Consider the following 10,614-nt stretch of genomic DNA (forward strand, 5'->3'; position numbering starts at 1 on the left):
CTCGAAGAGGTTTAGAAGAGACAGCGTCGCGCCCGGGGGCGTTCGTCGTGGTCTTCCTGCCGATGGCGGCCGTGGCCCTGGCCGGCGCCTGGGTCGCCACCCGACTCCACGCCCCTGCCGCTCCTACAGCCCCCGGCCCCGCCGCCGACGCGGACCCTGCCGACACCTCCGCCCATGCCGACCAGCTGACCGCGCCCGTCGCCGCGGAAAAGTAGCTGAACGCTCCGCGCACGACCCGCTAGCGTCGCCGTATGAACGAGCTGATCGTCCGGCTCTCCGACGCCGAGCGCGCGGAGCTCGCCGACCTTGCCGACGCCACCGACCGCACCCCCGAGGAGCTCGCGCTGGACGCCGTACGGGCGCACCTGCGCGCCGCGCGCGGGCAGGTCGGCGAGCAGGCCGGGCGGCTCGCGCAGCGGCATGCCGGGCTGCTGAAGAGGCTCGGGGAGTGACCCCGTGACCGCCGAGAACGCCAAGAACGCCAAGACCGCGATGAGCGCCATGACCGGCACCCGCTTCCTGACCGTCGCCGAGGTCACCGACCTCGCCCGGTACGCGTGCCTGGCCCAGGACCAGCCGGTCGAGGTGCGCTCGCCCGGTCTGCTGGAGTCCGCCGTGCACCGGCCGCGGGCGCGGATGTTCGGAGAGCCGGCGTACGCGGACCTGTACGAGCAGGCCGCGGCCCTGCTGCACGCCATCGCCGCCAACCACCCCCTGGTCGACGGCAACAAGCGCACCGCCTGGCTCGCCGCCGCGACTTTCCTCGCCGTCAACGGGGTCGATCTCGCCGACGTCGACCAGGACGCGGCCTACGACCTGGTCATCGCCGTGGCCTCGGGCGCGCTCGGCGACCCGGAGGTGATCGCCGGCCGGCTGCGGGCCCTGCGCCTGTCCGTGGGCCCGGTGAGTCCGGTGGGCCCGGTGAGCCCGGTGAGCCCGACAGGCCCGTAGCGGCGTAGTGGCGTAGTCACGTTGTGAGTTGGGAGGCGCTCCGGCGGCGCGGATCGTGTGTGACCCTCGCCGCACGCCGCGAGGTCACGGGCCTGTCCCGCCCGCCGGGACGGGTCCGCACCGGTAGGGTGGCCCGGTTGTCCTACGTACGACTGCCGAGAGCGACGAACCCGGAGACCGTGACTACTACCGCCTCCCACCACCTCTCACCCGCCTTCCCCGGCCGCGCCCCCTGGGGCACCGCCAGCAAGCTGCGCGCCTGGCAGCAGGGAGCGCTGGACAAGTACATCCAGACCCAGCCGCGGGACTTCCTCGCCGTGGCGACGCCCGGCGCCGGCAAGACCACCTTCGCGCTGACCCTCGCCTCCTGGCTGCTGCACCACCACGTCGTGCAGCAGGTGACCGTCGTCGCCCCCACCGAGCACCTGAAGAAGCAGTGGGCGGAGGCGGCGGCGCGGATAGGCATCCGGCTCGATCCCGAGTACTCGGCCGGGCCGCTGAGCAGGGAGTACCACGGCGTCGCCGTGACCTACGCCGGTGTCGGCGTGCGCCCGATGCTCCACCGCAACCGCTGCGAGCAGCGCAAGACCCTGGTCATCCTCGACGAGATCCACCACGCCGGTGACTCGAAGTCCTGGGGCGAGGCCTGCCTGGAGGCCTTCGACCCGGCGACCCGGCGCCTGGCCCTGACCGGCACGCCCTTCCGGTCCGACACCAACCCCATCCCCTTCGTCACGTACGAGGAGGGCAACGACGGCATCCGGCGGTCGTCGGCCGACTACACCTACGGCTACGGCAACGCCCTCGGCGACGGCGTCGTCCGTCCGGTCATCTTCCTCTCCTACAGCGGCAACATGCGCTGGCGCACCAAGGCGGGCGACGAGATCGCCGCCAGGCTCGGCGAGCCGATGACCAAGGACGCGATCTCGCAGGCGTGGCGGACCGCGCTCGACCCGCGCGGCGACTGGATGCCGAACGTGCTGCGCGCCGCCGACCAGCGGCTCACCGAGGTCCGCAAGGGCATCCCGGACGCGGGCGGCCTCGTCATCGCCTCCGACCAGGACTCGGCGCGCGCGTACGCCAAGCTGATCCGGGAGATCACCGGGACCAGGGCGACCCTGGTGCTGTCCGACGACGCCGGGGCCTCGCAGCACATCGACACCTTCAGCGGGAACGACGACCGGTGGATGGTGGCCGTCCGGATGGTGTCCGAGGGCGTCGACGTGCCCCGCCTCGCGGTGGGCGTGTACGCGACGACGATCTCGACCCCGCTGTTCTTCGCCCAGGCGGTGGGCCGCTTCGTTCGTTCGCGCAGGCGCGGCGAGACCGCCTCCGTGTTCCTTCCGACGATTCCGTACCTGCTGAGCTTCGCCTCCGAGATGGAGGTCGAACGCGACCACGTCCTCGACCGGCCGAAGAAGCAGGGCGAGGACGAGGACCCGTACGCCGAGTCCGAGAAGGAGATGGACGAGGCGAACAAGCAGCAGGACGAGGACACCGGCGAGCAGGACATGCTGCCCTTCGAGGCGCTGGAGTCCGACGCGGTCTTCGACCGGGTGCTCTACGACGGCGCGGAGTTCGGCATGCAGGCCCACCCGGGCAGCGAGGAGGAGCAGGACTACCTCGGCATCCCGGGCCTGCTGGAGCCGGACCAGGTGCAGCTGCTGCTGCAGAAGCGGCAGGCGCGGCAGATCGCGCACAGCCGCAAGCGGCCGGACACGGAGGCGGACCTGCTGGAGCTGCCGGCCGAGCGCCGGCCGGTGGTGTCGCACAAGGAGCTGCTGGAGCTGCGCAAGTCGCTCAACACGATGGTGGGGGCGTACGTCCACCAGAGCGGCAAGCCGCACGGGGTGATCCACACCGAGCTGCGCCGGGTGTGCGGCGGGCCGCCGAGCGCGGAGGCGACGGCCGGGCAGCTGCGCGAGCGGATCAAGAAGGTCCAGGAGTGGGCCACCCGGATGCGGTGACCGGCTGAACCGGGGCCGTGCCGCGGCGGCCGGCTCGGGGATTCGTACCGAAAGGCGGACGGGGTCCGTGCGGAGCATCGCACGGACCCCGTCCGTCTTCGTTTTCGTTACGGGTTACGCCGTGGGGGAGGGGCGGCGGTGGCGGCCGGTGCCCGCGACCAGGGCCGCGCCCATCGCCAGGGCCACGCCGGCGCCGCCGAGGGCCCAGCTGGTGGCGGCGTCGGCGCCGGTCTCGGCGAGCTGACCGCCGGTGGGGGCGGTGCCGGTGCCCGAGCCCGTGCCGGTGCCGGTGCCCGAACCGGTGTCGGTGATCGGCTTGGTGCCGCCGTTCGGCTTGGGGGCGTTGTCCGTGCCCTTGCCGTCGGTCTCGCTGTCGTCGCCCTTGTCGTCGTCGCCCTCGTCGCCGCCGTTGTCGTTGCTCGCGGCGATGATCTTGGTGTCGTAGACGTCCGAATAGGACGAGACGAACTCGTTCGACTCCGACTCCTCGTCCATGGGCACGTAGCCGCCGGCGACGAGGTGGAAGGCGCCGGCCGGGGTGTCGGCCGTGAACTTCATGCGGAGCTTGATGTCGGTGGCGTCGCCGGCGGCGATGGACACGATGCCGATGTCACCGCCCATGACCTCCTCGGAACCGCCGAGCTCGACGTCGTACCAGCCCTCGTGGCCCTTCTCGTCCTCGCCGTACGCCTGGAGGCGGACGTGGGAGGTCTCGACCCACGGGCCCTCGTCGAAGCCGCGGCCCATGTGGACGGAGACGAGGAAGTCCTCCAGGTCGCCGAGGCCGGCGTTGTCGAGGTGGACCGTCAGGTTCTGCCAGTCCCCGCCCGCCTTGAAGCCGCCTGCGGGCAGACCCAGGATGGTCGTCTTCGGGCCCTCGACGTCGACGATGTCCTCGTACGACTCCTCGGACTCCTCGGACTCCTCCTCGGACTCCTCGGCCTTGGGCTGCGCGGCGGCCGCCGGAGCCGGGGCCGGGGCCGGGGCGGTCGTGGCCGGGGCGGCCGGTGCCGGGGCCGGGGCGGTCGGTGCCGGTGCCGGGGTCTGGGCGGTCGGCGTGGCGGTGTCGGTAGCGGCCTCGCCCGCTGTGCCCGCGTCGCCCTTCGGCTCCGCATCCGGAACGATGACAGCAGGGTTGTCCTGGGCCATGGCCGGCGTGGCCATGAGGACCGTCGGGCCGACCACGGCGGCTGCGGCCGCAAGGGCCACGCGCTTGAGCTTCACTAGTCTTTCTTCCCCTCCGTGTGCGCCGGCCACAGCGCGCCGCACCCCGAATCGCAACTTGAACCCGTTCACACTAGGCTTTCGCAAGATGATTTCCAGCCACATTCGGTCACGGAATCACTGCGATACGCAGGCGGTATGAACAAGGCGCCGCCCCGCGGGATCAGGCCGAACCGCCAAGCCGGGGCGTTGGCCGAATCGGCATATAGGGGGAGTAGGCGCCCGGATTCTGGACGAGCCCTTCCGCTCAGCGGACCTGCTCGCTACTGTCCCCGCATCGAACGCCCCGTGGCAGCGCCGCCGCGGGAGCGCAGCCGGTGCCATGGCCTTACCGGCGGCCTCTCCGTGCGTCGCCGAAACGGACCGGCACGCTCCGCCCGTGAGAGTCACCCGCCGCTCATCACAGAGGGGGAGGCGACGTGACCGCGGAGACCTCGCAGACTCTCGACCGTGGGCTCAGAGTCCTCAAACTGCTCGCCGACACCGACCACGGTCTGACGGTCACCGAGCTGTCCAACCGACTGGGCGTCAACCGCACCGTCGTCTACCGCCTGCTGGCCACCCTGGAACAGCACGCCCTCGTACGCCGCGACCTCGGCGGTCGCGCCCGGGTCGGCCTCGGCGTGCTGCGGCTGGGCCGGCAGGTGCACCCGCTGGTGCGCGAGGCGGCGCTGCCCGCGCTGCGCTCGCTCGCCGAAGACATCGGGGCGACCGCCCACCTGACCCTGGTCGACGGTACGGAGGCGCTGGCCGTGGCCGTGGTCGAGCCGACGTGGACCGACTACCACGTCGCCTACCGGGCCGGTTTCCGCCACTCGCTGGACCGCGGCGCGGCCGGCCGGGCCATCCTCGCGGCCCGCCAGGGCGGCCTGACCGAGCCCGGGTACACGCTCACCCACGGCGAACTCGAGGCCGGCGCCAGCGGTGCCGCCGCGCCGCTGATCGGGATCACCGGCCTGGAGGGCAGCGTCGGCGTGGTCATGCTGGCCGACGCCGTGCCCGAGCGGGTCGGCCCGCGCGTGGTGGACGCGGCCCGTGAGGTGGCCGACGCCCTGCGCTGAGGTCACCCAGGACGGGCTGCGCGCCGAGGCCACCCCCGGCGGGCTGCGCTCACGTCACACCCGACGCCCTCGCCGAGGCCGCACCCGACGGCCCGGCGACCGGGCGGCTAGATTGGCCGGGTGCTTTCTCGTCTCTCTCGCCTCAGCCGTCCCGTCGCCCTGGCGGTCTGCGCCGCTCCGCTGACCGCCCTGCTCGCGGTGGCGGCGCTCGCCCCGCTGCCCTTCGCGATCGCCCAGCCCGGGCCGACCGCCGACGTGCTCGGCGCGAAGGACGGCAGGACGGTCATCAGCATCAGCGGTGCGCCGACCCGGGAGACCAAGGGCCAGCTGCGCATGACCACCATCCAGGCCACCGGCCCGTCCGACTCCGCGAGCCTGGCCGAACTGGTGGAGATGTGGTTCCGCACGGACCGCGCGGTCCTGCCGAGGGAGGCGGTCTACCCGTCGGGCGGAAGCGACGAGGAGATCGAGAAGCACAACCTGGAGGAAATGGCCAAGTCGCAGTCGACCGCGACCGAGGCCGCCCTCGGCTACCTCCGCCGGAACCCGTCCGAGGTGAAGGTGGACCTCGACCTGGCCGACGTCGGCGGCCCGAGCGCGGGACTGATGTTCTCCCTCGGCATCGTCGACAAGCTCGCCGGTGACGGCGGCGGCGGCGAGCTCACCGGCGGCCGCACCGTGGCCGGTACGGGCACCATCAGCCCGGACGGCAAGGTCGGCGCGGTGGGCGGGGTGGCCCTGAAGACCCAGGCCGCCAAGCGGGACGGGGCGACGGTGTTCCTCGTACCGGAGGCGGAGTGCGCGGACGCGCGGACCGAGCTGCCGGAGGGGCTCCAGCTGGTGCCGGTCACATCGCTGTCGGACGCGGTCAACGCCCTGCGCGCGCTGAACCGGGGGGAGCCGGCTCCGTCCTGCTGATCGGGCCGTCGGCGCTTCCGGCGTCGGGGTCGGCAGAGGCATCGGTGGCCGTTCCGCCGGTGGCCGCGGCCACCGGCGCCCGCCGGTCCATGGCCCGCCAGGCCGGGAAGAGGACCGGGGCGAGTGTGGTCAGCAGGTACACCCCGCCGAACAGCAGCAGCGCCCGGGTGATGCCGAAGCCCTCGACCAGCAGCCCGGCCGCCAGTCCGCCCAGCGGCATGAACAGCTCGCAGCCGGCCATGGTCACCCCGGACACCCTGCTGCGCAGCTCCTCCGGGACCAGCTCGAAGATGAGCGTCGTCAGGATCGGGTTGAGCATCCCGGCACCCAGGCCGGCCAGCGCCATCGTCACCGCCAGCGGCAGCGTGGTGTCGGTGAGCCCCGCGAACACGTAGCGGGGCGCGCCGCTGAGCAGGAACGCGGCCGTGAACACCGCCCGGCGCGGCAGGCGTTCGCCCCACGCGCCGTAGAGCAGCGCGCCCAGCAGCGCGCAGCCGCCGAACAGCGCCACCAGCAGGCCGACGGCGGCCGCGCCGCCCAGGTCCTGCCTGCCGTGCACGGGCAGCAGGACCGAACCCCAGCCCTGGTCCATGCCGTTGGTGAGCATGACCATGCAGGTGATGCCGAGCAGCAGCCGGTTGCCGGTGAGGAAGACCCAGCCCTCGCGCAGTTCGGCGCGGTAGCCGGCGAGCGAGATCCGGCCGTTGCCCGGCTGCGGTTCGGCCGCCGGCACCCCGCGCACCCCGAACTGGACCAGGGCGGCGGACACGGCGAAGGTGGCCGCGTCGAGCAGCAGCACGGTCTCGGCGCCGAGCACGACGATCAGTACGCCGGCCAGCGCGGCGCCGATCATCCGGGCCCCGCGGTAGACCGCGTCGTACAGACTCGCGGCGCGGGGCAGCGAGGTCCCGGCGTGCTCGGCCAGGTTGGGAAGGAGTACGGAGCGCGCGGTCAGGCCGGGGGTGTGGACGAGGCCGCTGACCGCCATGAGCGCGCAGAGCAGCCAGAACTCCAGCAGCCCGGTGGCGTGCAGCAGCGGGATCGCGCCCACCGCCAGACCGCAGACGGCATCGGAGGCGACGGAGACGCGGCGGCGGCCGATCCGGTCGATGACGGGACCGCCGACCAGGGCGGCGACGACGACGGGAACGGTGGCGCAGAAGGCGACGATGCCGGCCCGGCCTGCGCTGCCCGTGGTCTGGAGCACGAACCACGGGACGCCGATGAGGGTGAGTGAACTTCCGGCGACGGAAACGGTGTTGGCGGCGAGTACGGCCGTCAGCGGCCGGCGGCTGCTCACAGCGCCGAGGCCGGCTGCTGCCGGGCGAGACGGGTGCCGACCTCGATGAGCGCGCGGCCGAGCCGGACCCGGGCGGCGCTCAGGCCATCGGACTGGGCGGCCGGCGCGGCGCCACGGGCCAGGTGCCGGGCGCGGGCCTCGGCGGTGAGCTCGGCGGCGCGAGCGGCGTGCACCTGTGCGTGTATCTCGGCGGAACTGAAGGCGTGCATGGCGGAACTCCTTCTGAAGCGGCGAAGAGTGCGGTCCGTGCGGTCCGTGCGATCTGTGCGGCCCGTGCGGCCCGTGCGGCCCGTATGGGCGGAGTGCGTTCCGTCCGTCCGGGCGGAGTGAGGGCACGTGAGGGCATGCGAGGGCGTGTGAGCGCGCACCAGGGCGCGCCACGCGTCATGAGGTGTGGTGAGGGTGCGTCAGGGCGGATCGGGTGCGGCGGGATGCGTCAGGGCGCGCCGGACCCCGATGTGGCGCGGTGTCAGGAAGCGAAGGGCGTGGTGTCAGGCAGAGGCGGTGCGCCTGCCGCATCGCGGCTGCGCGGCCCCGGGGCTAATCCCTCGTCCGGGGAAAGGCGTGCACGTGGAAGCGGACGGTCTCGGCGCCGTCGGCGCCCTCCGCCGGGGCCAGGTCGCGGTAGGAGTTGATCAGGTCGTGCAGCGCGGTGGTCAGTTCGAGGGCTTGCTCGGCGGTCAGCCGTAGGGTGAAGTCACTGAGGGCGGAGGCCTGTCGCCACTCGGTGGGCCAGTCGCGCGCGCCGGCGAGCCATGTGGTCGTCTCCTGCGCGTGGATCGCGGCGATCTCGTGCATGAAGACGTCCGCGGCCCCGCGCACGGCCGGGTCGGGGTCGTGGATGAGTTCCTCGTCGAAGGCGGTGCCGTCGTGCGCCGCGCGCCACCAGCGCTCGCGCCCCTTGCCGTGGCCGGGCGCGTCCTCGACGAAGCCGTGGGCGGCCAGCTGGCGCAGGTGGTAGCTCGTGGAGCCGCTCGACTCGCCGAACCGCTCGCCGAGCTGCGACGCGGTGGCCGGGCCCTCGTGCCGCAGCGCGGCCAGCAGCCGGATGCGCAGGGGGTGGGCCAGCCCGCGCAGGGTGCGGGCGTCGAGCTTGCGGACGTTGGGCTCGTTCTCGGGCATGTCTTGAGCGTAGGCATGCAAAGACTTCTCTGCAATGGTTTTTTGCAGAGAAGTCTTTGCAAGTCATGGAGTTCGCCGAGTCACCGAGTCCGCCACCCGGCCCCTCACTCGTCCTGCGCCGCCTGCTCCACCAGCGGGATGATCCGCAGCGGCACCGGGTTCTCCATCACGATCGCCGTCGAGGCCCGCACGATCCCGTCGAAGCCCACCACCCGGTCGATCACCCGCTGGAGGTCGGCGTTCGACCGGGCCACCAGCCGGCACAGCATGTCCCCGTGTCCTGTCGTCGTGTGCAGCTCCAGCACCTCCGGTACGCCGGCCAGGTGGGCGCGTACGTCCGAACCCTGCCCCTGCTTGATCTCCAGCGTGGCGAACGCCGTCACCGGATAGCCGAGGGCCGCCGGGTCCACCTGCGGGCCGAACCCGCGGATCACGCCGTTCGACTGGAGCCGGTCGAGCCGGGCCTGCACCGTGCCGCGCGCCACGCCCAGCCGGCGCGAGGCCTCCAGGACGCCTATCCGTGGCTCGCGGGCCAGGAGAACGATGAGCCTGCCATCGAGATTGTCGATGCCCATGAGGTGCCTTCCGCTGGTCATACTGCACAGATGCTCCAGCTATCCTCGGGTAACACTGCGCATTTTGTATACCAGAACAGGGAACTATTGCGCAGCTTGTGTTTCGGCGGGACTCTGCGCTCATGACTGAGACCCTGGATCACACCCCTGACACCGTGCGCGAGGCCGACCCCTTCCCGGTGAAGGGCATGGACGCGGTCGAGTTCGCCGTCGGCAACGCCAAGCAGGCCGCGCACTACTACTCGACCGCCTTCGGCATGAAGCTCGTCGCCTACTCCGGCCCCGAGACGGGCAGCCGCGAGACGGCCAGCTACGTCCTGACCAACGGCGCGGCGCGCTTCGTCCTGACCTCGGTCATCAAGCCGGCCACGGACCGGGGCCGCTTCCTGGCCGAGCACGTCGCCGAGCACGGCGACGGCGTCATCGACCTGGCCCTGGAGGTCCCCGACGCCCGCGCGGCCTACGCCTACGCCGTCGAGCAGGGCGCCCGCGGCCTGGACGAGCCGTACGAGATCACCGACGAGCACGGCACCGTCGTCCTCGCCGCCATCGCCACGTACGGCCAGACCCGCCACACCCTGGTGGACCGCTCCCGCTACGACGGCCCGTACCTGCCCGGCTTCGTGGCCGCCGAGCCGATCGTGCCGGCGCCCGCCAAGCGGACCTTCCAGGCGATCGACCACTGCGTGGGCAACGTCGAGCTCGGCCGGATGGACGAGTGGGTCGCCTTCTACAACAAGGTCATGGGCTTCACGAACATGAAGGAGTTCGTGGGCGACGACATCGCGACCGAGTACTCGGCGCTGATGTCGAAGGTGGTCGCGGACGGCACCAAGAAGGTGAAGTTCCCCATCAACGAGCCGGCGATCGCGAAGAAGAAGTCGCAGATCGACGAGTACCTGGAGTTCTACAACGGGCCCGGCGTCCAGCACGTCGCCCTCGCCACGAACGACATCGTGGCCACCGTGCGCACCATGCGCGCGGCGGGCGTGCAGTTCCTGTCCGTCCCGGACACCTACTACGACACCCTCGGCGAGTGGGTCGGCGACACCCGCGTCCCGATCGACGAGCTGCGCGAGCTGAAGATCCTGGCCGACCGCGACGAGGACGGCTACCTGCTGCAGATCTTCACCAAGCCGGTGCAGGACCGCCCGACGGTCTTCTTCGAGCTGATCGAGCGCCACGGCTCGATGGGCTTCGGCAAGGGCAACTTCAAGGCCCTGTTCGAGGCGATCGAGCGCGAGCAGGCCAAGCGCGGCAACCTCTGACCGAAGCGGGGGCTCCGCCCCCGCACCCCCGCGCCTCAAACGCCGGCCGGGGCGGGACAAATCCCGCCCCGCCGCCGGTTTGGGCGCCCCGGGGCCGACCAGCAAGGGATGAGGGCCGGGGCGGGCGCCCGGTTGCTGGAGGGGCGGCGCGGGGGGAGGGATACCCCGCACGCGGCCGCGCCCGCCGTATGCTCGCGATAGCTCCCGCCGCGCTGTCTCCTGGGCCGC

Annotated in this window: 12 protein-coding genes; 7 read left to right on the forward strand and 5 right to left on the reverse strand. The window is 72.4% G+C overall.

Translation table 11 applies throughout. The features are described 5' to 3' along the window. Nucleotides 1-47 precede the first annotated feature (47 nt). The 4 genes from GPJ59_RS27105 (at nt 48) to GPJ59_RS27120 (ending at nt 2,918) form a co-directional block, all read left to right on the forward strand. Nucleotides 48-215, forward strand: coding sequence for a hypothetical protein (locus tag GPJ59_RS27105; protein WP_219670337.1), 168 nt, complete (start codon nt 48-50; stop codon nt 213-215). Nucleotides 216-251: 36 nt separating this feature from the next. Beyond that, the gene (locus GPJ59_RS27110; protein WP_219670326.1) at nt 252-452 is read left to right on the forward strand and encodes a hypothetical protein; all 201 of its coding nucleotides are present in this window, start codon (nt 252-254) and stop codon (nt 450-452) included. A gap of 49 nt (nt 453-501) precedes the next feature. Next, the gene (locus GPJ59_RS27115; protein WP_374200916.1) at nt 502-951 is read left to right on the forward strand and encodes a type II toxin-antitoxin system death-on-curing family toxin; all 450 of its coding nucleotides are present in this window, start codon (nt 502-504) and stop codon (nt 949-951) included. Nucleotides 952-1,130: 179 nt separating this feature from the next. Beyond that, nucleotides 1,131-2,918 (forward strand): DEAD/DEAH box helicase, encoded by a 1,788-nt coding sequence (locus GPJ59_RS27120; protein WP_219670327.1) that lies wholly within the window; start codon nt 1,131-1,133, stop codon nt 2,916-2,918. Between the two features lie 114 nt (nt 2,919-3,032). Here GPJ59_RS27120 and GPJ59_RS27125 read toward each other — a convergent pair whose 3' ends face one another. Further along, nucleotides 3,033-4,142 (reverse strand): hypothetical protein, encoded by a 1,110-nt coding sequence (locus GPJ59_RS27125; protein WP_219670328.1) that lies wholly within the window; start codon nt 4,140-4,142, stop codon nt 3,033-3,035. 419 nt (nt 4,143-4,561) lie between these two features. Here GPJ59_RS27125 and GPJ59_RS27130 point away from each other — a divergent pair, with 419 nt between their 5' ends. Next, nucleotides 4,562-5,203: an IclR family transcriptional regulator gene (locus GPJ59_RS27130; RefSeq protein ID WP_219670329.1), complete on the forward strand. Its 642-nt coding sequence runs from the start codon at nt 4,562-4,564 to the stop codon at nt 5,201-5,203. Nucleotides 5,204-5,323: 120 nt separating this feature from the next. Next, nucleotides 5,324-6,121 carry a S16 family serine protease gene (locus GPJ59_RS27135; RefSeq protein ID WP_219670330.1) on the forward strand — a complete coding sequence of 266 codons (798 nt, stop codon included), beginning with the start codon at nt 5,324-5,326 and terminating at the stop codon, nt 6,119-6,121. Here the strand turns inward: GPJ59_RS27135 and GPJ59_RS27140 are convergent. The 4 genes from GPJ59_RS27140 to GPJ59_RS27155 all read right to left on the reverse strand — a co-directional run bounded on the left by GPJ59_RS27140 (nt 6,072) and on the right by GPJ59_RS27155 (nt 9,118). Next, complete coding sequence (locus GPJ59_RS27140) at nt 6,072-7,421, reverse strand: MFS transporter (RefSeq protein ID WP_219670331.1); 1,350 nt, start codon at nt 7,419-7,421, stop codon at nt 6,072-6,074. The two genes, GPJ59_RS27135 and GPJ59_RS27140, sit on opposite strands and share 50 nt — an antisense overlap. After that, nucleotides 7,418-7,630 carry a hypothetical protein gene (locus tag GPJ59_RS27145; protein ID WP_219670332.1) on the reverse strand — a complete coding sequence of 71 codons (213 nt, stop codon included), beginning with the start codon at nt 7,628-7,630 and terminating at the stop codon, nt 7,418-7,420. Before GPJ59_RS27145 ends, GPJ59_RS27140 begins: the two co-directional genes overlap by 4 nt. A 331-nt stretch (nt 7,631-7,961) precedes the next feature. Beyond that, a complete protein-coding gene (locus GPJ59_RS27150) occupies nt 7,962-8,543 on the reverse strand; it encodes an ArsR/SmtB family transcription factor (protein WP_219670333.1) in 582 nt (193 codons plus the stop codon). 104 nt (nt 8,544-8,647) lie between these two features. Continuing rightward, on the reverse strand, nt 8,648-9,118 hold the full coding sequence (locus GPJ59_RS27155) for an Lrp/AsnC family transcriptional regulator (RefSeq protein ID WP_219670336.1): 471 nt from the start codon (nt 9,116-9,118) through the stop codon (nt 8,648-8,650). Between the two features lie 122 nt (nt 9,119-9,240). Here GPJ59_RS27155 and hppD point away from each other — a divergent pair, with 122 nt between their 5' ends. Beyond that, nucleotides 9,241-10,386, forward strand: a complete 1,146-nt coding sequence (gene hppD, locus GPJ59_RS27160) for a 4-hydroxyphenylpyruvate dioxygenase (RefSeq protein ID WP_219670334.1) — start codon at nt 9,241-9,243, stop codon at nt 10,384-10,386. The last annotated feature ends 228 nt before the right edge of the window (nt 10,387-10,614 follow it).

This window comes from Streptomyces bambusae (assembly GCF_019400985.1).
In the GTDB taxonomy this organism is placed as follows: domain Bacteria; phylum Actinomycetota; class Actinomycetes; order Streptomycetales; family Streptomycetaceae; genus Streptomyces; species Streptomyces bambusae_A.